Annotated in this window: 18 protein-coding genes and 1 tRNA gene; 6 read left to right on the forward strand and 13 right to left on the reverse strand. The window is 46.6% G+C overall.

The features are described from left to right. Nucleotides 1–87: 87 nt before the first annotated feature. The gene (locus ACIDITHRIX25_RS97200; protein ID WP_052606285.1) at nt 88–417 is read right to left on the reverse strand and encodes a S26 family signal peptidase; all 330 of its coding nucleotides are present in this window, start codon (nt 415–417) and stop codon (nt 88–90) included. 186 nt (nt 418–603) lie between these two features. Between ACIDITHRIX25_RS97200 and sodN the strand changes: the two genes are divergently transcribed. Beyond that, nucleotides 604–996 carry a superoxide dismutase, Ni gene (gene sodN / locus ACIDITHRIX25_RS97205; RefSeq protein ID WP_052606286.1) on the forward strand — a complete coding sequence of 131 codons (393 nt, stop codon included), beginning with the start codon at nt 604–606 and terminating at the stop codon, nt 994–996. Nucleotides 997–1,403: 407 nt separating this feature from the next. Here sodN and ACIDITHRIX25_RS97210 read toward each other — a convergent pair whose 3' ends face one another. Beyond that, nucleotides 1,404–2,234 (reverse strand): hypothetical protein, encoded by an 831-nt coding sequence (locus ACIDITHRIX25_RS97210; RefSeq protein WP_201733356.1) that lies wholly within the window; start codon nt 2,232–2,234, stop codon nt 1,404–1,406. A 306-nt stretch (nt 2,235–2,540) separates the two neighbouring features. Here ACIDITHRIX25_RS97210 and ACIDITHRIX25_RS97215 point away from each other — a divergent pair. Next, a tRNA-Lys gene (locus tag ACIDITHRIX25_RS97215) sits at nt 2,541–2,613 on the forward strand. A gap of 461 nt (nt 2,614–3,074) precedes the next feature. Next, nucleotides 3,075–4,031 (forward strand): pirin family protein, encoded by a 957-nt coding sequence (locus ACIDITHRIX25_RS97220; protein WP_201733357.1) that lies wholly within the window; start codon nt 3,075–3,077, stop codon nt 4,029–4,031. A 90-nt stretch (nt 4,032–4,121) separates the two neighbouring features. Here the strand turns inward: ACIDITHRIX25_RS97220 and ACIDITHRIX25_RS97225 are convergent, their stop codons facing one another. After that, nucleotides 4,122–4,904 (reverse strand): thioesterase family protein, encoded by a 783-nt coding sequence (locus ACIDITHRIX25_RS97225; RefSeq protein WP_201733358.1) that lies wholly within the window; start codon nt 4,902–4,904, stop codon nt 4,122–4,124. A 139-nt stretch (nt 4,905–5,043) separates the two neighbouring features. Further along, a complete protein-coding gene (locus tag ACIDITHRIX25_RS97230) occupies nt 5,044–6,240 on the reverse strand; it encodes an MFS transporter (protein ID WP_201733359.1) in 1,197 nt (398 codons plus the stop codon). A gap of 259 nt (nt 6,241–6,499) precedes the next feature. On the opposite strand from ACIDITHRIX25_RS97230, the gene ACIDITHRIX25_RS97235 reads away from it, so the two are divergent. Next, nucleotides 6,500–7,657, forward strand: coding sequence for a 3-keto-alpha-glucoside-1,2-lyase-like domain-containing protein (locus ACIDITHRIX25_RS97235; protein ID WP_201733360.1), 1,158 nt, complete (start codon nt 6,500–6,502; stop codon nt 7,655–7,657). A 1,234-nt stretch (nt 7,658–8,891) separates the two neighbouring features. Here the strand turns inward: ACIDITHRIX25_RS97235 and ACIDITHRIX25_RS97240 are convergent. From ACIDITHRIX25_RS97240 to ACIDITHRIX25_RS97280, 9 genes are all read right to left on the reverse strand, one after another. Then, a complete protein-coding gene (locus ACIDITHRIX25_RS97240) occupies nt 8,892–10,952 on the reverse strand; it encodes a hypothetical protein (RefSeq protein ID WP_201733361.1) in 2,061 nt (686 codons plus the stop codon). 65 nt (nt 10,953–11,017) lie between these two features. Next, nucleotides 11,018–11,152 carry a hypothetical protein gene (locus ACIDITHRIX25_RS97245; protein WP_283770437.1) on the reverse strand — a complete coding sequence of 45 codons (135 nt, stop codon included), beginning with the start codon at nt 11,150–11,152 and terminating at the stop codon, nt 11,018–11,020. Nucleotides 11,153–11,250: 98 nt separating this feature from the next. Then, nucleotides 11,251–12,507: a glycosyltransferase family 2 protein gene (locus ACIDITHRIX25_RS97250; protein ID WP_201733362.1), complete on the reverse strand. Its 1,257-nt coding sequence runs from the start codon at nt 12,505–12,507 to the stop codon at nt 11,251–11,253. 27 nt (nt 12,508–12,534) lie between these two features. Next, nucleotides 12,535–14,421 carry a DUF2334 domain-containing protein gene (locus ACIDITHRIX25_RS97255; protein WP_201733363.1) on the reverse strand — a complete coding sequence of 629 codons (1,887 nt, stop codon included), beginning with the start codon at nt 14,419–14,421 and terminating at the stop codon, nt 12,535–12,537. A gap of 152 nt (nt 14,422–14,573) precedes the next feature. Then, a complete protein-coding gene (locus ACIDITHRIX25_RS97260; protein ID WP_201733364.1) occupies nt 14,574–14,780 on the reverse strand; it encodes a hypothetical protein in 207 nt (68 codons plus the stop codon). 310 nt (nt 14,781–15,090) lie between these two features. Continuing rightward, a complete protein-coding gene (locus ACIDITHRIX25_RS97265; protein ID WP_201733365.1) occupies nt 15,091–16,725 on the reverse strand; it encodes a hypothetical protein in 1,635 nt (544 codons plus the stop codon). Between the two features lie 9 nt (nt 16,726–16,734). Further along, nucleotides 16,735–17,913, reverse strand: coding sequence for a non-hydrolyzing UDP-N-acetylglucosamine 2-epimerase (gene wecB / locus ACIDITHRIX25_RS97270; RefSeq protein ID WP_052606298.1), 1,179 nt, complete (start codon nt 17,911–17,913; stop codon nt 16,735–16,737). Nucleotides 17,914–18,036: 123 nt separating this feature from the next. Next, a complete protein-coding gene (locus tag ACIDITHRIX25_RS97275; protein WP_052606299.1) occupies nt 18,037–18,564 on the reverse strand; it encodes a hypothetical protein in 528 nt (175 codons plus the stop codon). 119 nt (nt 18,565–18,683) lie between these two features. After that, on the reverse strand, nt 18,684–19,646 hold the full coding sequence (locus ACIDITHRIX25_RS97280) for a class E sortase (protein ID WP_201733366.1): 963 nt from the start codon (nt 19,644–19,646) through the stop codon (nt 18,684–18,686). A gap of 255 nt (nt 19,647–19,901) precedes the next feature. Here ACIDITHRIX25_RS97280 and ACIDITHRIX25_RS97285 point away from each other — a divergent pair, with 255 nt between their 5' ends. Beyond that, complete coding sequence (locus tag ACIDITHRIX25_RS97285; RefSeq protein ID WP_201733367.1) at nt 19,902–21,017, forward strand: hypothetical protein; 1,116 nt, start codon at nt 19,902–19,904, stop codon at nt 21,015–21,017. Between the two features lie 178 nt (nt 21,018–21,195). Next, on the forward strand, nt 21,196–21,432 hold the full coding sequence (locus tag ACIDITHRIX25_RS97290) for a MoaD/ThiS family protein (RefSeq protein ID WP_052606302.1): 237 nt from the start codon (nt 21,196–21,198) through the stop codon (nt 21,430–21,432). Nucleotides 21,433–21,932 lie beyond the last annotated feature (500 nt).

Here is a 21,932-nt window from a genome sequence, read left to right on the forward strand (position 1 = left end):
ATAACCCTAAAAAACTCCTTCGACGGAATTATACATCTCCTCGGAATTGTATGTAAAAGCGTTTTGGGATGTTCACTATGAGCTCTTCTATGTAGCTCGCCACAAACTTCGAAAGTTGGGCGAGTAGCAAAACCAGACTCGCCCCTGCAGGGAATCCGGCGAAACAACCCCAAATTGACGTGAGTCGATAGAAATACCTCGGTTATCGCCCATCACCTCAAATGATCCATCTGAGAAAATCTTTGATACCCTCTTGACCATAAGCTCACTTGTGGCTTCAAAATCAGCTATCACAACTATTGCGCCTAGAGCTAGAGATCTTCGTCGAAAGATCCCAACGCAAAGGAGTCTCTCCTTTGGCATCAAAGTAGGAAGCATGCTCAATCCGGTAACCTCTACTCTAAAAACAGGTCTCATTCACTTCGATCCTACAAAGTAAACCCCTAATCAGACAACTATATTTTCACCAGAAAATTAACGTTGGCCGACTAAGTCAATTACAAGAACCGAATTCCGATGTAGATTGGAGATGAAAGAAAATAGCGGCAAGGATGGCCGTATTCGGAGACCATCGGAATCGGATGAAAATAAACGGAGGATACCTTGAAAATCAGAAAGACCTTGGCGCCACGAATCGCATCTGCGCATTGCGACCTTCCTTGTGGAGTTTACGATCCGGCGCAAGCCCGAATAGAAGCCGAATCAGTCAAAGCCTGCATGGAGAAGTTCAATGCATCCAGCGATGATGTCTTTCGCGAGCGTGCTGTCAGAATCAAAGAGGACCGAGCTGAACTCGTCAAGCATCACCTCTGGGTTCTTTGGACTGACTACTTCAAACCAGCTCATCTAGAAGCACATCCAGATCTCCATCAGCTCTTTTGGTCTGCCACCAAGACCGCAGGCGAAGCCAAAAAAACTAATGACGTAGCAGTCGCCGAAAAATTGCTCTCAGAGATTGCCGCGATCGACACGATCTTTTGGGATACAAAGAAGTAGATCTTTATACTTTGTTTAGACCTAGTAAAACCTAGTAAAACCTAGTAAAACCTAGTAAAAATAAGAATAAGAATAAAAAAATGGAGAGCCCTAGCTGAAGTTTTCAGATAGGGCTCTCCATTTTATGAACAAATCCTTAGTGAAACGTAGGCCCCTGTTGCAAGTCGGACTAATGCCAATTCCAGCGGACCAATGCGTTGAATAACTCCAAGTATGGCCGATTAGGTGTTTACGATCAAGTATGACCAAGCAATTGCGTTCGAAGCACTTTTTAGTTAGAGAATTGTCTCAAAGATAGCTAGATCTTAAATCATCCCAAGCAAGACTAAAGATAGATCAAGACTAAACACCAATTATCCATCTTGGAATCCATTAGCTTGGGGCTATCGAATCAACTTCAAAAAGAACTAATGAACCTTGATCAACCGACCGGTCTGAAATAGGTGAACCCACGGAGCGATACTTCCATAACCCAGGCTAACGACGACAATACCAAAGATGATGGCAATCAAGACCACGATCAAGCGCGCCTCACGTCCTTTGAGTCTCACGCTTGAAAACTGAAAGGAACCAATCGCTGGAAGTCGAATTTCACCACCCATCTGATAGACAGCCCTTGGCAGATAGGAGACAACATGCATTGCCGTCAGAGCAAACCAAACGACGAAACTGGCTTGATGTATCCCTTTCCATGTATTCATCGCACTCGCGGTTGGACCTATCACCATCAGCACCACACCTGAGGCCATTAAAGCCACGGTCGATAATACCAATAATGGTGCCGCAACACGCAAAAGGGTGTGTGGCGGACCAGCGGCTTTATATCGTGGAGCGCCACTATAGTAGCGAAAAAATCGATACCCAGTCGAAACTAGCTTGAACAAAAGTGGTGGGATTAGCATAAAGCCAATGATTGCATGAAGTGTAAAGAGTTGGCCGACCACAGGTATGGTAATGCCAATTACAAACAACTCAAGAAAGATCAAAAGTCCTATGGAAGATGTAAGACGTGTATTTGCCAATACCGCTCGTTTGGGACCCTGATCGTCAATTTCTGGGTGAAAGATCTCTTCTACGATTGGAGCAATCGCCGGATGAAGTGGCTCGCTGAGGCCATTGCCCGAGATTGGTGTCCGCTCAAAACCAGTCGATATCCGAGATTCGATTCGGACTATGGGAGGCCGTTTCATTTCACCATAGTCGTTGACTATTTCCTCATTACCGTTCGCATTCATCACTATCAGTAATAGTCCTCCATTCTGAAGGCAACATTAATTGACCATGGAATCTACAAGGAAAATTTAGAACAAAGATCAAATTCCAATCGAAACGAAAAATTAAAACTGAATCGATGAAGCGCAGCCTTAATCGACTAACCTTTAAAGCTGTTCTTGACGTGAATTGGACGATTTTGGTCTAATGAGTCGGCTCCAGGTGCTGGAAGGATGCAAAATCCATCGGTTTGCCTACAACAAATCGGACTCATAGCCCAAGGGCCGAGGTTAGACTCTGTCATACTCCGGAATACGTTTCTAGATCGGACTGCCCTCCTGGCGCAATGGTTAGCGCAACGGACTTTTAATCCGGCGGTTCTGGGTTCGAGTCCCAGGGGGGGCACTTAAATCGATAAATTATCTAGGAATTCCACACATAAATGCCCTGGATCTCTAGTTCAAAAGCTATGTGTCAAAGGTGCAGTTTGCACAGGGAACTCAAAGACACGATGACACCATCTAATACACACACGTTTAAGGCACAGACCCTCCCAAAACATGCACCCTGATTCCAAGAAGATCATCCCTCCCACTAGGAAATTCTCCCAAAACTCCGATCCAATTGCCCTTGGTTTATCTGGTCTAGCTGGCTCTTGGATAAGTAGCCAACTATGCAACTCGTGAGAAGTTTTGACATCCCCCACTCCACTTCAGCTTGAACACCCAAAGACCAATAGAGGTGGCGTCATATCATGGCCTTTGGATTTATCCCTGATTTTCAGCGACAGTTGGAATACAACTGCGCCATAAGTTGGTTATAATTTTAGTTGCGTGCGCAACTATAGACACTTTGAGGTAAATAAAATGCCAGCTGTAACAGTTTCCGACCTCCTCGTCCTGCCGAGGACTAACAGAATTGACAGATCCATCTCCACTTCACGTTCTGTTAGTTCGATTACTAATGCCCCCAAGGGTCACGAAGGAGAAGGATTCCCAGTAAGGCGAGCCTTCCACGGCGTCGACCTAGCCTATCTAGATCCCTTCATCCACATGGACCAAATGGGAGAGGTAAACTATGCACCCGGTGAACCCAAGGGAACCCCTTGGCATCCACACCGCGGCTTCGAAACAGTCACCTACATGATTGATGGCACCTTCGTTCACAATGACTCGACCGGTGGTGGTGGAATAATCCAAAATGGCGCCACGCAATGGATGACCGCAGGAGCTGGAATCTTACACATAGAGAGACCACCTGAATCCCTTGTAGTGTCTGGAGGTCTATTTCATGGAATTCAGCTTTGGGTCAATCTTCCAGCACGGTCCAAGTGGACACCACCAGGGTATCAAAACTTGGAATCCGATAAGGTCAAATTGGTTACGACGCCTGATGGTGGAGCCCTCATACGCATCGTGGCTGGTGAAGTCGACGGATACGCCGGCCCGGGCGCTACCATGACCCCCATTAACTTTGTCCATGCTACCCTTGAACCCAACTCAATGGTCGAATTGAACTGGCCATCCAACTTCAACGCGTTGGTATACGTTTTAAGCGGACAAGGTTTCGTTGGTTCGGATAAAGCTTCAATCAAAACTGGAAATCTATCCGTCCTCGGGCGGGGTGACCATATAACCCTTTATGGAGACGAGCGAAATGCTCCAGACAAACTCGAACTGCTAATCTTGGGTGGACAGCCGATTAAAGAATCCGTGGCCTGGCATGGACCATTCGTGATGAATACAAGATCCGAGCTGCAAGAGGCATTTGACGATTTTCAAAGCGGAAAAATGGGTCGCATTCCTTCCTCTTACCAACACTAGACGAACAGTGGCCGCCTTTTTCTCTAATAGCTTCCTGCCTGCAAATAGAGAAAATACGAATAGGGCAAGGCTTTGTTCGAAGTAATTCTTCTAAGCCTTGCCCTTATCAACATATAAAGTATGCAAACTACTGGCCTTTAGACGTCCACCTTGAGAGATAGTCATTATCGAAGTTCCAACACCGCCTGAATCAATCCTGGTTCGAGCGTCGTATTTGATAAATTCACCTGGTATCGGCTCATCTAGAATACTTATCATTAGATCAACCGGGACATAGACAAACTCTCCCATCGTTAATTCTTGGGATATCCCATTCGCAGAGTCGGCAACGATGATCATCTCCGCTAATCCGGAGGTGGTTTCATTGGAAATTAGGGGGATCTTTGGTCTAGCGTGTACCAATACGGGGCCTGGATCATAGAAGGACCCCTCCTCGAATCTCCATTCAATATTTGATATGTAAGGGAATGCGTCAAGATTTAACACTTCAAATGCTTCTGGATCTAAGACCAAGCCCTCTGCCATTGAAACCTCGGGCACCCGATTCGGAGTCTTGCGGAGTCGCCATGCACGCCCGCGCAAGGTCGGCTCTCCATTTACAGCCAGTTCTCCTTCAACCAAAGATACCTTATAACCCGGTCGCACTATCCGAAGCGATACTTCAACCACCCCGAACAAAACCGGCTTCAAAAACTCTATCGAGATCTTCGATATAAAGGTGGAATCCGAACGCGAAAAGTCGTCCATCATCTTTGCTAAAAGTGCACACGGAGGTCCGCCGTGCTGTGCATCAGACGACCACGGACCAATGGTCGCTTCGTTCGGGAAAAACTTTCCATCACCAATTCGTTCGTAAAATCCACTATTTGCCATAGCGCCAGCATAGAAGTAAAGGCCCCGGTATATTTGCGAGCTAACACTAAAAAATAGTTGATTGAAGCTCGTTGATAGATCTAAGGTGCAAAAAACTTCGTGCTATCGCAATGACGCCTCAGAGATTCGATGGAACCAACTACTTCTGCAGCAAACGATAGCGTTTTTGCACATCTCCAATAATGAACCGAACGAAAACTATAGTCAATCCAACCGCGAAGCCATAGATAGCCACCGACCTATAGCCATACTGTCTAAAGAACAAGGTAGATAGAAATGAGCCGATTGCGCCTCCAAAAAAATAAGAGGTCATATAGATGCTTGTGATGCGACTTCTGGCTTGTTGCCCAATGGCATAAATAACAGATTGATTCGCAATATGTGCCCCTTGAACACCAAAATCCAAGAGCAAAACCGCAATCACGATCACAACTAAGTTATATTCAAAGAGATACAACAAACCAAAGGCGACGACTATCAAGGCTGCACAAAAAAGTGAGACGGCAAACTGACGGCCCTGGTCGGCGAGTTTGCCTGAAATTCGTGCCGCAGTCGCTCCCGCAGCACCAATCAGACCAAAAAGGCCGATATCAAAGGGACTTAGGTGTAATTTTGCCGACGACAACTGAAGCGAAGAGGTATTCCAAAATATCGAAAAGGCCATAAATTGCAACAGGCCGAGAAGTGAAGCCTGACGTACAACTGGCTCCGACTTGAAGGTAACTAACAAAGAGCCCAAGAGGGAACCATATCCACCTTGGTGCGATCTCGGTAAGGTGGCGATATTGGGAGCGATCACCAAGGCCAAAGCTCCAACTGCTATTGCACCCATGACAAAGATTGCACGCCATCCAAAGAATTGGTCGATCGTCCCAGAGATGGTTCGCGCCAGAAGAATTCCCATCAAAAGTCCACTCATAACGGTACCAACTTGCGCTCCTCTTCTAGCAGGTTCGGCGATCGTAGCTACAAAACCAACTGTGATCTGAGCCACCACCGATGTAACGCCAACAAGAGCGCAAAAAAAGAGAAAGAGGCCGAAGTTTGGCGACAATGCCACCCCCAGAAGTGACAGAGACGACAACCCCAACAAAAATGGAATCAGCTTACGCCTATCGAACAGATCCCCGAGTGGTACCACGAGCAAAAGGCCAAGTGCATAAGCAAGTTGCAACACAGTAGAGACTAACGACACAGTGGCCGGCAAAATATGAAGCGATCTTCCGACAGATGGAAAGATCGGCTGAAGGTAATAAGTCGATGCAACACTCGCACCGCAGGTAACAGAAAATATATAAAGTGCTCGATTTGTTAGAATCGGATCTTCTTCTCGCATTCTCTCTCACACCTCACTCTCGCTCAAAGATATTCAGACAGCAAAATGAGCAATTGCCGCCTTGACATACTAGGGCGCCATCGACGCCAACATCAATGGATCCCACATCTTTGGACCTGAGTGACAACCTTCGATTTCAGTGGTCAGCCAAGAGATTTCCAGTGATAATTTACACTGCGAGCGCCTAAAGTAGCGTCAATCAACGCGCTAATATGATTTCTAACTTATAATTATCACTCTCAGTGACGATACACAAAGTATGAAGATAGCTTTGAAGGCACCGATTCTGTTCAGACTTACGGCGATAGCGATCATGCCGCTCACAACGGCAGTTGTAGCTCACGAAGCCGGGGTAAACATGGCCAACACAGCCTCCGTCACCCTACTTAGCCCGGGATTGACTTCTCAAACGAATATGGTCAATGCACCAATTATTGCAACAGGTGCCGCCAAGTCGGCCCAAGTATCTCCAGCCCGAATATCCTTGGTCAATACCTTGGGATCCACTACGCCTAGCTCTCAAGCAACATCGACTACCGCTATCGGCCAAGAAAAGACCACCGCTTCACAAGCAACGATATCAAACCCGACCCAGCCAACCAAGAACGCAACTTTAGCGAACGCCGCACTACTTAGTCAAAATGCCAATCCTACAAGCCAAAGAGTAACTGCCACATCTCTCGCAGTATCTCAGGTGACAACGGCTGCTCCAAGCCAGGCTCCTGCTCCAGTCGCAGTTCCGACCACCTCGAAGCCTATAGCCACGACCACCACATCTACAACCGCAGCTACCCCCACTACAACCACACCTTTGGGAACAATAGGGTATTCGTCCTTTCCAACAAACAACCAAGGTACACCTGGTCAAACCTATGGTCCGTGGTTTGTCGACTTTAACGGCTATGGATCAATAAATCGTGTAAACGACCCAGTCCTTGGCCCTTCGCTAAATCTCTCACCAGCAGTTGCAAACGCTTCCAACGTCACACACTCCGCACTAGTGACCACAACCTCAAACTATGGAAATTTCAACGCGACCTTTACCTACCGAACTATCAGTCAACTTAGAACCGGCACTCCCCCAAACCCTTGGGAAGAAGGTTGGGTGCTCTTTCATTACACCAATAACACTCACTTCTACTACTTTCTGGCAAAGCCAACCGGGTGGGAGCTAGGAAAAGAAGATCCAAGCTATCGCGGCAATCAGCGGTTCATGGCCACTGGATCTTCCCCAACATTCCCCGTTGGAGCGACGTACAAGATCAATGTCATTATGAACGGCTCGACCATCTCAGTTAGTGTAAATGGAACACCAATTGTGACATTCACCGACAATCAGAACCCATATCTCTCAGGATCTTTTGGCCTCTACGATGAGGACTCATCCGTTGACTATGGCCCCCTTCAAATAAATTAGATACTCTAAATCCAACTTATTCGATTCTTTGTGCTGGAATCACCCAACAATTTATCTCAATCCAACTACATCAATGCCCATTCGTAATGGGTAGGGCCATCAATATCTTTGAAGCGCATCCAAGCGTAACGATTCAAATATTTCAATAAAGATACCAATAGATATCGTAACGTAAAAGTCAATTCCCCACGAAATTCCCAACGAGGAAACAACGGCCTTAGAAACTGGCAATCAATAAGTTTGTGCCGTTGCCAGTTCCACGCCACTTTGGCGGAAGCAAAATCCACTCATAGTGCTAAAATTAATCTTCATCCTCTGCGCAGATCCCCATTTACGATATGCCTTAATTCAAAAAGAGGGCGGGTCATAATCGCCGATATCGGTTGTATGCCAACCATCTCTAGCGGCACTACTCATCGCGCAATCCGAAATTTAGGTATCATTTGATCTTTAGAAATTTGCCTCGCGATTAAATTGCCTCGCGATTAAATTGCCTCGCGATTAAATTGCCTCGCGATTAAATTGCCTCGCGATTAGCTTTTAAAAACCACCTTAATCACTACTTCATCACCAAACGACTGTAAGCCCCAATTTATCCCAAAAATTAAATTAATACTCTAAAAAGCCTAACCATCAAAGGTAAGTAAATCTCGAAAATGAGCCAACTTCTAATTTTGAATGAGTTGTAATCTTCGAAATAATATTGCATCTAAAGCACGATAGCCTTTTCACCTTAATCAATCGTAAAAAACAGGCCAACTCAAATTGACGATAAGACCGAAAGATAGGGTACCTTCAAATCCTGGAAGCTCCATCAATTCGATAAATCAATCCGATAAATCAAATCGATAAATCAAATCGATAAATCAATGATATCTCAGGGAGTATCCATCATTCATAAGCCTCATTAGATAGGTTATCTACTTTCATAGGAGATAAACCCAAAGAACTTTCAGCGCTATGAGTCACGACATCGCAGCCGAAGACAAAGATCCACTCAATCCCGACTTTATTATTACGACTAGAGCCCAACAAGCAAAGCTCAAAGAACGCTTACACTTTAGAGAAATAGCTCGAACGAGATAACATCCCTGATATCCTAAAAGAACCCAGTTCGTTCCCAATAAGATAAGAATTCGCAATGATCGATACAGAACCCATGAATTCGATCGCCACCATAAATAGTATCTTCGAATTTATATTAATAAGCATTAGCTTAAATTGAAAAACTTGATTAAAAGTCAATCGTAATACTTTGGGTGCCGCTAGGAAGCCGTACCCAATAGCCCCCGAGTGGATCCTGGCGGGGTTGGAAAGTTATAGCCGCACCACCTTTAGCGGTAATAGATCTAGGTAGAGCAGACAAAAGCGCGTAGGTAGCACTTCTTGAGTAGTAATCAAATGAGATACTTTTGCTCGAGATGACCTTAGCTGTGGAAATTGCTGCATCAATTCTCATCAACCCCGGCGAAAGAGGTGAACCCTTCTCCCAAACCAAATTATGTTGCCCCGCAGGAATGACGCCAACTCCGCCAGAAACTGGCCACTGTACACCATCCACCTTAAGTCTTCCATAGGATGATTTCACGGACAAGACAACGGGAAACTTTGACGAAAGTCCATTTGGAAAATACACAGTACTGCCCGCAACACCATACGACAGATTAGCCATATCGTAGCTAGCAATAGTTCCCAGTGCGTAAAAGTCAACTCTCGAGCTATTCGCGCCCGCAAACATCGAGGCCAAATTGAATTCGCCCATGGTGGGTTTTGGCGTCGGTGCGGCTGACGCACCTCTTTGAACGTCGTTTATATCGATCGAATAGTTGGGTGCTGTCACCATCGACGAAATGTATTTATTGACTCCAACGTAGCGATTGGGTCCCTGCGTCCACACGGTATAAGGATCTTCGATAATCATCGATGCACCCCCATTTGACGCCACCTTTGCCAACTGATGGACATTCATACCAATATCCTGAGCCTCAACCGGGTCTATCGAGTCATCGATTACCGTAATCTGAAACGCTAGTGACTTTGCGTTTGCAAGTCCATTTGCCGATTTCAATAGCTCCGAATATAGACGGTCAACAAGGGAATATCGAAATTGTATCCATGCGGCAGGGTTGGTAAGTGGGTCTTTACCAAATTGACTCAGCGCAGCCGAAGAATAAGGAGTCGAAAGAGCCGGAGTTGCCAAAGTCTCAAAATAGAGTTCAGCAAAGTTGACACCATCCCAGTTGTAAGACGTCAACACCTTGCTAAATTGGCCCCATGCTAAGGCATAGCAAGTTGGATCTTCAAGTGCAATCAGCTCGCGCCAGCCGCCAATCGCCTGACTTCCACTTTGTGTCTTCTCACGACACTGAGGATACTTTTGCCATAGGGCATCGTTCACAAATGGCGGTTCCAGCCATGCATAAACTAAAATCCCACGCGCGTGAAGAGCGCTGATCAATTTTTGATAGGGGTAGTTCGCCGATGGAACAGAAAAACCAAAGTCCCAAGCAGCAAGTTCAACGGCACGAACACCATAAAGATCGTTAGCGATCTGAGCATAGTTGTACTCCAGATTCGGCCCCAAAACACCAGGATCAACAAATACTGTCGTCATGAGGGATTGAGCACCATGAGGGGCGTTGGTAAAGCCCCCGATCACCCTCGCCAGTGACGGAATAACTTCATATCCAAGGAAACCACCACTAAATGGATCAAAGGTCGAAATCAGTGCCTTTCCAATTCCGAACCCCTCACTGGCGACAAACGCGTTGGAGGGGTTAGCAGCACTACCTCCAAATACGAGTGGATTAAAGCCCTTAGTGAGTGAAATTGGTGTAATCTTTATGGGATTTTTGATGGTAACCGGAGTGCCAACAAAAGGAACCAATGCTTTTGGGTAGAGGTTAGCTGGCAAAAGCTTCACCCCTAAAGCGCTATTGAGCACTCGATTAAAGCTAACTAGATAACCACCCCTTCTAGTCCAGGTCAATATCGCATCGATCTGTGGCTTTGACAAAATTGCATCACCGAGCACGACAAGGCTTGATGCATTTGTGAGGAATGAAATCGATTCGCTATATGCCGCTAAGCCTCCAGAACGTAGGATATTCAAAGCTTTGGATATCTCGCTCGGTCCGCCTGCGACGACGATGGGGGAAGTTCCTCCCCACGCACTTAGCGTCTCTTTAGGAGCCATAGTAAAGGTGGAACCGGTCGATGGAACGGTTGCCGCCGAGCAAGCAGCCAATGTAACGGTCAATATTAAAAGTGAAACAAACCAACGCAAGAAGGCCACTGTCGATCTGGCCCTAGGATGGCTCGGACTTGATTTCGATAGAATTTTTCTCATTTATCAAATGCTTATTCGAAAGTGTCAGATTGAAGTTCGGGCCAGAGAAACCCCCACCCAGAGACCGTAGATTCTCTTCTCACGAGATCATCCAAAAATGCCTTCGGTAGTTCCCTTGCAATCAATTCCAGATCGTCAATTGCCACATCGGCGACGGACCCTCCTTGGCCGAAAGACATTACTGTTTGTCTTGGCCTATTTGGGTTAGGCCTAGAAGAACTGGTTTCATAGGGATCTAATATAGCTAGCTGCTTAGTAAATCTAGAGGTCTTAGACCAACCCTTTTTCCGAAACACGATTCGAAAAATGGCCTTCCAACCAGATATAAACCAAATGTAGGAATAAAGCACATATATATGGGCATAAAATAGGCCTTCATGATGCCGACGCCTGGAGTGTTCTTTAAATATAAGTAGGCATAGATTGGGCTAAATCCAAACGAAAATAGATAAACAATGATCAACGGCAGGCCATAGTTAGACGTCACCGCGTGTAGATACCTCATCGGCATTGAAATCGCGATAAAAATATTCGCCACCATAACCGTTACGATTGACAGGCTAAGCAAAAGGACGGTCATTGGCCCCATGAGGTTATACAAAAGGTCAATCGTTGCCGTCACCGGTAAGCGAGCTTTGATAAGCTTGGGCATGTGGTGCCAACATTGCAAATGGCCCTGAAACCACCTAGTCCGTTGTCGAATCAACTTTGAAAATACAGTGACGCCTTGCTGGGCAACGTAGGTCTCCTGACAAAAGGCATTCACCCATCCACGCTCAATCAATTTCAAGCCAAGGTCAAGATCTTCAGTTAAACAGTTTGACCAAGGAGATTCTCCTAAATCCGCCAATCCGCTCAATCTATTAAACTGCCCGTTTCCACCTAGTCCAGAACTGCCAATTTGATGGCGAGCCCGTTGAAAGATCTCGGTAAAGACTAGGAACTCGAAGTCTTGCATCCGGGCTAAAAGAGACTTGGCGCTATTGTACATGCGCACGCCAATCTGAACGGCTGCAACCTTTGGGTCACTAAAGTATGGAGCTACCCGAGCAAGTGCATTCTTTTCAAGACGACCGTCGGCGTCCACAATGCACAGAACCACCTTGGACGGATCGGACGCTACAATCTCCGGCGACGATGTGATTGCTCGATAGGCGGCATTGAGAGCTTCGCCTTTGCCTCGACGTGCATCTGGAAGTTCGCGCCTCAACAGCGAGACACGACGGTCGAAATATCCTGCTACGACATCATAGGTATTATCGTCAGAAGCGTCGTCTATGACGACGACGCTCTTATTTTTATACGGTAGCTCTAATAGTCGATCCAGACTTCGCCCAATGACTGCGCCTTCATTTAGACAGGGCAGCAAAAAGATAAAGTGAATCTCTTCCGCGGCTTCCTCAATCGCCGGTGGCATTGGCTTCTTAGTTCTCGAGAGAACCACATAACCAACGCCATAGGCAAGAAAGAGAAGTATCAATAACGCAGTGATCGATTGCACATGACCCTCTTGATCTATTTCAATTTGTTAACTTCCAGATGAAGCTCCAAAGGTAGTGGTGCTTTGTGCTCCTAGTAATGTCTTCGGCGATGCAAAGGTGTAGCCTAAGCCCTGAATTCCACTAACTATCTGAGTGAGGGCAGTAGTACCATAAGAAGGATCATAAAAGAAGCTGGCGAACCCATTTCGAACGGCCAAATTATCCTTAGCCTCAGCAACTATGTCGGCTGGAGTCCTAGCTGGGTGATTATTTAGCGCAATCGGCTCGTAGTCACCAAGGTTTTCTGGGATAACCGTGGATCCGTATAAGTCATGAACCATATAGGGGAAGAACTGACCCATCACTTGCGAATAGTTAGGAGCAGCAGGCGTGCTCAATTGCCCACCGAAGTAAAGCCTTCGATCGTATCCAGCGGTCGTTGTATTGGAACCGTAGTACTTCGCAAAGGCCAAATAATCCACAGAAGAAGCCGCGTAATGAGGCGTTACCCAATAGGTCGGCCTAGGAAGACCAACCGCAGCAATCTCAGACAGACCAGCCTGGACTCTCGAAGCAGCCCAAGATCCTGAGTCTCCCGGCAGTGGCCCCTCTTCTATAACCCAATCTGTATTTGCACACGGAGTTACAAAGGTATACGGCGCTGACGCTGTAGTTGCACATTGTCCACGATAGAACTCGAAATCATCTGCAGTGGTACCGTCATATGGATTTGGTATATTCGAATATTGATGGGTGTATCCCTCTTGTCCCAACACCCCGCCCAACCGTATCATCTTCTTGATGGTCGCAACAAAGCTCTTCGCCTTTGGCGAGGTCAATGGAATGTTGGTTGGCACGCCATTGCTATAAGTTCCAAGCGGATCCAACCAGTGAGGAATGAGGTTTATGCCAAACGAAATGTGCTGGGAATGAAGGTACCGCGCTGCTGCCAACAACTGACGGTTTGAGTCACTGACGCTGATATCTTCAAGACGCACTAGCGCGGTATGGCCGGTTACCGCAGGAGCTGTCAACCCCTGAACTAGATCTGCCAATGCAAGGTATCGATCCGTCTCGGTCATGTAAGAAAGCGGGTTCTCTCCAACGTAAGTCAAGTTAGCAGAGGTAATAGCCCACGGGAAGCTAGTAGCCCCATTTACTCGAGCCTGGCTTGCACAGGGGATAGCCACACCGGCAGTCGTAGTGCAATTGGCAGTGCCAAGCACTGTCACCTTAGCAGGCGTTACTATGTTGGGCCCGATGACGCCACCCGCCAAGGGGTTTCTAGAGAGCGTCTGACCTTTGTAATTAACCGATGCAATGTTATTTGTATCAAAATAACTAGTCGAAGGATCCCACCCGTATTTGTTGATGAACGCGCTCGTAGCAGTTGCGGACGAATTATCCAACACCCATGGATTCTCCCCCAACCAAAGTACCTTGGTGGAGGAGGTCGTAACATCACTTATGAAAGATTGTGGAATGGGCTCACCGTAGGTAGATCCTACATAAATCACAGCAGTGAACTTACTCATCTCACCAGCTGTGTAGTCAACCACCGGTTGTGCGGCAACCATCCCAGCGTTCGACGCTAGGTTCCCAAGCGAAATAGCATACATCTGACCAAGATATCCCCATGGACCAGTTGTGTCGTAGAGGACAAGCGTTTTAGCCGGCAATGAGGTAGTTCCCCAAACTGTAGAGCCCGGGGCAGTTGCTGAAATACTCTTGGCTATGTTGGCGGGAGTAGTCGAATCTTCGGCGAACGCCTTGGTAGCGGTAAGACCTCCAACACCAGCGCTCGCAACCGTGGCCATTGCCAGTGCCGACATGGCTAACCGTACAACAGGAAAGGACCTGCCCCTTTGGAAAATACTTACCGTACTTCCAAATCTATGCTTATCATCTCGCTTAACTACCGTCGTCCTAGACATCCCGACACTCCTTGTTGAAACTTTCGCTGTATGAAATTGAACATATATTAAAGCCGGATAATATCACGCGAGAACCGGCTTGGACTCTTTTATAAGACCGATATTTATGAAACCTAAAGCAGATGAAGCAAAAGCCACATCAAAAAACAATATTAATGGTTGAAGATCTTTACCACTAAACCAACTACTACCAGGCCCGCCACTAAAAGCGCATAGCCTCCCAGGGCAAAGCCAGTAAAGGCAAGAGCGTCATGGGCAACTCCGGTTGTTTGGCCTGCTGCAAGGGTAGTAGCGACACTACCTAGGGTCGTCCCTGTCACATTTCCAAGCGTTGTTAATGTAGTTCCTACACCAGACATAAAACCATTCCTTTATGGGCAGCATAAAACATGCCCGACCTCTTGTTACCACCCTATGTGACTATTATACGGATAATAAAGATTTTTCTTACCCAAAAAAAGTAAAATCTCACAATTTGTTAATATTACTTTATAAAATTAAGACGGAAGTCTCTTATGACTACGAATTCGCTAGAACTTACCGAAATTTTATCGAATCACCGGGAATATTTAGCTAGAAGGCACATAACTGCATTTTCCGTGAAAGGAAAATCGTAAATCCTACTCTAAGTTGTATCTATATATTGCGATACCTAGCTCAAGCGACGCATTAGGGCGCTTTGGGGTGGCTTAGTTGATAAAAATTTGCCAAGGCAGAATCTAAGCCAAGATTGCTCTTGTACTCTTCACCAAAGTACCACCAAAAAGTCCCACCGCCACTAAAGCTAAAGCCAGCCAATTCATCCTGATAGAGAGAAGCCACCGCTGCTCGCTGGGAGTCCGATGCGACACCGGGACTTACCCACCACCAGCTTCCCGTAACTCCAGAGCCACCATAGCCCAATTCGGTGATAAAGATCCTCTGACCTGGAGCAAACTGGCTGTGCAAAGTATCCAATACCCGATGAAATGCGGTACCCATTGGTGCTTCTTGTGGGTAGAGAGAGATACCTATATCGTTTATTCCAGAAAGTTCACTGTTTGTGATATTTGTAGCAAACCAATTGAATATTGAATTAGAGGCAGTATCTTCACCCAACTGCCAATAGAGCGTTAGCAAGGTAGTTGCCGAGGAGTGAGATCTAACGAAGCTAATTGCATAGGCCACCTTGGCAGCGACGTTCGTGCCCAGCCAATTGCCATTTACTTCATTTCCAATTTCGTATGAGTCAACATTCCGTAAAGTCGTTACGATTTGACTTACGCGAGCCTCATAGTTGGCAAGGTTCATCGATGCCATGTATTGTGAATCCACCAACTCCACCATCACTGATATACCAAGTGAATGGGCAAAATTGATAATAGATTGATATCTAGAAAGAGGCGTGCCTGGATCTATTACCAATCGAACCCGGGCACCGGTTGGATAGATGCTCTTTAGTGATCGAAGAGTCGTAATCGCAATGGCTGGGGAGTCAATTGTAACTCCATATCGATAATTATTGGCTAGTCCAACCGTAGAAATCTGATAGAGGCCCGCGTCACTTGTAACACTTACATCGAGGTCCATTGCCGCCTGGAGTTGGTTTTGGTTAAAACTCCCACCGGCCGGTTTGAGCAACTGGCTTGCAATCGAGTTGAAGGTGGAAGCTTGACCCAAAGTCAATGTCATTCCCTTATGCTCTGACAATATCTCAGAGACATCTCGAAGGAGAGACAAAGAACAAACCTGATCAAAATTGTATTGACCAGCCCCTGGAAGGTCGCAGATCAAATTCGAATATCCCAAATCAGACGGCCACGCCAAAGACAAAGATTCATATCCTGTCGCATCCAACGCAGCACTAACACCTATCCCTTGGTTATAGAGAGGTCCAAGATCTTCAACTTCAAGGGTCTTTGGATTCAAAAGCGCATCGTCGTATCCATTGGATCCAGTGTTATTAGATTCAATAGATCTAAAGTTTCCCCATGAAATTAGCGAACCATTTGCATTGAAAGCGCTCAGCAGAACAGTTCCTGGTGGCCCTGGAGTGATATTAGGTAGGGCAACCAGTGGTGGCGGTGCAATGCTAGGTGATGAAGTCAAGGTTGTAGACGGAGGTCCAGGTAACACCACTATGTTCGAGGTAGACGACGTAGTAGAAAGAGTTCGACCATTGACCACCGTCGTTGGGGCCGATGAAGACTTGACCTTTGTGGGACCAAGACAACTAGTTAGGGCCACCCCTAAGATTGCTAAAGTAGCTCCAGCTCTAAAACATTTTCCTAATAGGCTAGGTCCATCCTTGGGATAAGTGATCATTTTTATCGCCTAGGAGGCCAGAACCTTAGAGTCCCTCAAAGAGTCAGCTACGAAATCCGCCGGCTTGAGTGCCATTCCAAAGAGATAGCCAATTGCCATAAGTGATCTGAGTGCCGCGCTACCATCACCAAATGGATTCGCAATCTGAGCGATCGATCGAAAATATTGTGGGTCCGATAAAAGCCTCGAGGCTTCAGCGACGATCTGCGACGGTTGCGTCCCAACTAACTTTGCCGTACCTGCCATGACGGCCTCGGGTCGCTCGGTAGTGTCTCTAGCGACCAAAACCGGCTTTCCGAGCGATGGCGCTTCTTCTTGAATTCCACCGCTATCTGTAATAACCATCTTTGCACCATTCATCAAGCGACAGAAGTCCCCATAGGGCACCGGCTCGGTAATAATCACATTATCTAGGCCACTCACGCCACTTCGCATTGCCTCTTGCACTAATTGATTTGGATGAAGCGGAAGCACAAAATCGAGGTCTTTGAAAGTTTTAGCCAACTCGCCTATCGCCTTGGAGACCATGACCATCGGTTCTCCCCAAGCCTCTCTTCGATGCATGGTTACCAAAACAAATTCTCTCTTGCCAGAAAGGATCTTTGGCACAATCTCTGTCTCGAACGGGAAACCCCCATTCACCACGCTCAAAAGTGCATCAATAACGGTATTGCCCGTGATGACAATCTTTGCCTCGTCCACACCCTCTCGAATCAAATTCGCCGCCGAAATCGGAGTCGGAGCTAGATGAAGATCAGCAAGGGTGGAAGTCAGTCGCCTATTGATCTCTTCGGGAAACGGGGAAAATTTGCTGTCGGTGCGCAGGCCTGCCTCTAGGTGAACCACCTTTATCTTGTGGTAAAATGCCACAAGCGAGAGAGCGAAAGTCGTTGTCGTATCGCCCTGAACACAAACAACATCAGGCGAGGCTTCCACGATGACCCGATCGGCAATCTCTATCAAGGCGGTGGTCAGCTCAGCTAGATCTGGGGACTTTCGGATTAACTCAATCTCGTAATCTGGGATAATCCCAAAGACCTCCAAGACCTGCCGTAGCATCTCCTTGTGTTGACCGGTTGTTAAAACTATCGAGTCAAAGTCGGCACTTTGTTGCATCACCTTAACCAGAGGCGCCATTTTGATTGCCTCCGGGCGAGTGCCAAATCCAATCAATACCCGTTTTTTCATTTAATGTAATCCTTGCCTAATAATTTGATTTTCAATATCTATAAAAATTACCCAAAAACGGTTGTCTAATTCCTATCCATAGGCTCAAAGCAACGTCTCGGACAAAACCCAACTGACCATAGATCAACCAACGCACTGATCTGGTTTTGGCCGTGTATCGACTGAAAAAATAACCGTCTTTATATCCATAGATGGATCAAATACAAAAAAAGCCACAGGAATCATATGGTCGAACCGACTATAGCTAACCTCAAGACATGAGGCGCTCTTGGCTGTTGAGATCTGCTTTTCCGAGAGAGGCAACAACGAAAGTGCCAGCCCCTTGGCCAAAGCCAACGATATCGATGGATACAGCGCGAAAGTAAATCCAACAACCACTCCTGATTCAACGATCAAAGAGGTATAGGTGTCGCGGCCATCGCTCAAACGTGGCCAAAATGCCGAAGGCGCCCTCGGGTCTACGGTGTGATTTTGATCCCATATAGCCATAGTTGCTCCCCAGTTATTTAGGACTACTGGAAAAGTCACAGTTGTGGATGAAATCATCGAAGTTACTACGGTCTTTTTGATTAGCGCCTTCGAAGTTGGAAGCAATTGACAACCGCTTAGGCCAACTGCAAGAAGAGCCACCCAGCAAATAGAAGTCCGCATTAAAACGTCGGCCCCTCTAGATCGCCATCGCCTGGGTGAGAATTTGAGCCAATTCTTGCACCATCTCCTCCATCTAGAATCGCTCCATCTCAACCTCAAGGTGCATTCACCAAGATGCATCAAAAAGATCCTGGCAGCATGGAAGCACCAAAGTAAAAAGCCCCAATCCACAACACCAAAGACCCAAGCACCAGCGCAAAGCCCACTAAGTGAGCGCGGCGAATTGAAATCTTCCAAAGTCCATACAGTCCAACCAAAAGTGAAACAAGCGCCAAGGCAATCCCTCGCCAGCTAATCGTTGAGGAGGTACCGCTAGAGATAGAGACCTGTTTGTGGATTGTTTTGGTTAGGGTGATTGTAGAGCCTATCGGCTTTCCCAAAAGACGAGCAAAGACCACCAGGCGAGTTGATGCTGAAAAGGCTGGATTGCATGTTGTAAGGGTTAATTGAGCGAAATTAGTTTGATCCAGAACAGAATTGTCACTTGGAGCAACGACCTCAGCGCCAGTAACTAAATATTCAAATCGCCCGGCGCTGCTTCGAATATATATTGGATCGCCCGCGGCCAATTTTGCGATGTTATAAAAAGGTGCGCCGTATGTAGTTCGATGGCCAGCGATTCCCACATTACCCATTTGTCCAGGTAGCGGCGTTCCGACGTAGTGACCCGGACCCAAGATAAGGTCAGATTCCATGGAACCTTGCACTATTACCCTGTCAAGTCCGATCTTTGGGATATAGAGAACTCCGAGTACACTCCCCTGTTTTGGAGGCAGATACGAGCCATGGGTTACTCGACTTTGATAGCTATTTAGAAGGCTTGACTGCTCGCTGGCATTTATCAAGTTCGTGCCAAAGAGCATAAAAGCTATAAAAAGCGCGACAACCAGCGCCAAATAGAGCGCGATCGATCCAATGTACTCTATCGAGTGCTTCTGGTAACTTCTAGCATTCTGAAAGTGTATGGCGGACTTTCTATTGCGCCTTAGATCTTGGTTAGCTAAATGAGCATCCTTAAGAGTCCTAGAATCAAAGGAGTAGCGATCCCCAACGACCTCCTTTTCATAAGTCCGATTCGCCAAAGCATCAACCCCTTATCAAAAAATCTAGGGAACCCCAAGTCATGGTACTAAAGTAAATTTACCACTATCGGTGAATTATTCGACAATGAACGCATGCAACTTTACCCAAACACACTACTTTACGATATCGCAAAGTCGAAGCCTCCAATAGATAACTGCCGCATCTTTTTCGTCGCTTGATTTGACTTTCCACGCTATGGGGGTTAGCCACCATCGAACCATGTAGCCTAGCTTTGTAATCTAGGTTTGCCAAGAGTGAGCGATAGGGAGTCGTCTTTGAGAATATTCGTCGCCATAGTGGGTTCCCTTTTATTTGGCCTAACCGTTGCAAACATTCTGAAGACCCTAGTAATACCGGGCGGATACATTACCAAAACCGCAAGAACAATCGATCATGGTGTGAGTTTCATCTACCACATGGCGAGTGGCTTTCGTCCAAACTATGAAGATAAAAATGCACTTCTCACTAGCCAACCAGCTGCCGTCCTATTCGTACAATTGAGCACTTGGGGCATAATCTTTCTCCTGTCAACTTCAATGCTACTTTTTCCTGTAGTCCCAAACTTTGGTGCAGCCATCCGAGAAGCCGGCGCTTCACTAATGACACTTGGATTTGTAGCCACTAACCGCCCTTGGGCAACATTTGTTGATTTCACCGCCGCCTTTACTGGAATGATCCTGGTGGCACTGCAAATTGCGTACCTTCCGACGCTATATGCCGCCTACAATAAGAGAGAAACCGAGGTAACTCTACTAGTTGCACGAGCGGGTCGACCAGCTTGGGGACCAGAGGTTCTAAGAAGAAGTCGTCTCGGAATCGTCGCAGATGAGCTCCCAATCATCTATTTGGCTTGGGAACGCTGGTCTGCGCAAGTTGCTGAAAGTCATGTCTCATACCCAATTTTGCTTAGGTTCCGATCTCCTGGTTTTGCTACATCATGGATCACCTCCCTAATGGCTGTCTTGGATGCCGCAGCAATCCATCTCTCCCTAGCTCCCAGCGACGCTCCGATGCAGGCGCGTCTCTGTCTTCAAATGGGCTTTAGCGCGCTACGCCAGATTGCTCGTTCACTTAGAATCTCCTACGATCCAGATCCCCTTCCAACAAATCCGATCTCGATATCGTTGAGTGAATTTGCAGAAACGGTCGAGATGCTGAGGATCGTTGGCTTTCCAATTGAGCGCAGCGTCGAAGATGCATATCGACATTTTCAAGGCTGGCGAGTAAATTATGAGGCGATAGTCTTTCGGCTGTGTTATGAGATCGATGCACTTCCAGCACCATGGTCTGGGCCAAGGCGCTGGAAAAACCTCGACGTCGATTTTCCAAAATTCAAAAATAGAACGCCTGAAAATCCAAGCGGGAGCTAGTTTCCAAGATATCATTGCTCAAAGGGCGCTCCCAATCACCATATAGGTTTATCCCGACCTAGATCTAAATGATGCTTTAGCTATCATCGAAGAATAATTTGAACAAAAACCTATTGGCCAGCTCTGTTCATTCGCTGGCTTTGTTTAAAAGTGCCCTCTAAGCGCTAAGGTGGATGTGGTGGCAACCTTACTATTTTTTGCGCAATTCAAAGACATAACCGGCAAGACTAAGATATCGATCGATGCTAAGACGGTAGGAGAAGCAATAGCTTTTGCTCGACAATCTTTTGGAACAAAATTTGAAGAACTCCTCTTGGTCTCAAAGGTTTGGCTTGACGGCGACGAGGTTCCTTTGGATACCGAACTCTCCAATAATAGCGAGTTGGCATTTTTACCCCCTGTATCAGGTGGATAACAACTCTAGATGACAACTCCTCCTGAGCCTTATGCTTCCATAAAAGGCCCCACAGGCCCGACATCATATCTCAATTGCCTTTCGTGATCGCCTTAAAAGGGTGATTAATAGGGTGACTATAAGATAAATGTAGATATTGCATTTTTGGGTCAAAGAGATCAACCCCAAGGCTCATCAGGCACAGCCGTAACCTGCCCGGACTAGGAGGTAAACTTATCCCGAAGGATAACAAACTACCGGTCTTTTGTCGAGCTATATTTCAACTGAAATTGATCACTCGAGTCATGGGCGATCGTTCGGGGAAAATTTGGGGCTCTCCTAACCCTCATGTGGGTCACCAAGACCCCATAACTGATAAGTAACGCCTGTACGATAAGAACTTTTGGGTCTTTAAAAGCATTGAATGAAACGTGCACGGTTTGTGACCTCTAAATTTGAAGTTACTAACACACAGATTTAGGAGATCTAACCGTGCACGCTAACTCTCTAGTCAAGCAGTT

The organism is Acidithrix sp. C25 (assembly GCF_904848545.2).

What these genes read in the sequence shown, in the direction of transcription:
- ACIDITHRIX25_RS97255 (WP_201733363.1), bottom strand. Translation starts at nt 14,421, where the DNA reads ATGTCTAGGACGACGGTAGTTAAGCGAGATGATAAGCATAGATTTGGA.
- ACIDITHRIX25_RS97265 (WP_201733365.1), bottom strand. Translation starts at nt 16,725, where the DNA reads ATGATCACTTATCCCAAGGATGGACCTAGCCTATTAGGAAAATGTTTT.
- wecB (WP_052606298.1), bottom strand. Translation starts at nt 17,913, where the DNA reads ATGAAAAAACGGGTATTGATTGGATTTGGCACTCGCCCGGAGGCAATC.
- ACIDITHRIX25_RS97260 (WP_201733364.1), bottom strand. Translation starts at nt 14,780, where the DNA reads ATGTCTGGTGTAGGAACTACATTAACAACGCTTGGAAATGTGACAGGG.
- ACIDITHRIX25_RS97275 (WP_052606299.1), bottom strand. Translation starts at nt 18,564, where the DNA reads ATGCGGACTTCTATTTGCTGGGTGGCTCTTCTTGCAGTTGGCCTAAGC.
- ACIDITHRIX25_RS97225 (WP_201733358.1), bottom strand. Translation starts at nt 4,904, where the DNA reads ATGGCAAATAGTGGATTTTACGAACGAATTGGTGATGGAAAGTTTTTC.
- ACIDITHRIX25_RS97220 (WP_201733357.1), top strand. Translation starts at nt 3,075, where the DNA reads ATGCCAGCTGTAACAGTTTCCGACCTCCTCGTCCTGCCGAGGACTAAC.
- ACIDITHRIX25_RS97235 (WP_201733360.1), top strand. Translation starts at nt 6,500, where the DNA reads ATGAAGATAGCTTTGAAGGCACCGATTCTGTTCAGACTTACGGCGATA.
- ACIDITHRIX25_RS97200 (WP_052606285.1), bottom strand. Translation starts at nt 417, where the DNA reads ATGAGACCTGTTTTTAGAGTAGAGGTTACCGGATTGAGCATGCTTCCT.
- ACIDITHRIX25_RS97230 (WP_201733359.1), bottom strand. Translation starts at nt 6,240, where the DNA reads ATGCGAGAAGAAGATCCGATTCTAACAAATCGAGCACTTTATATATTT.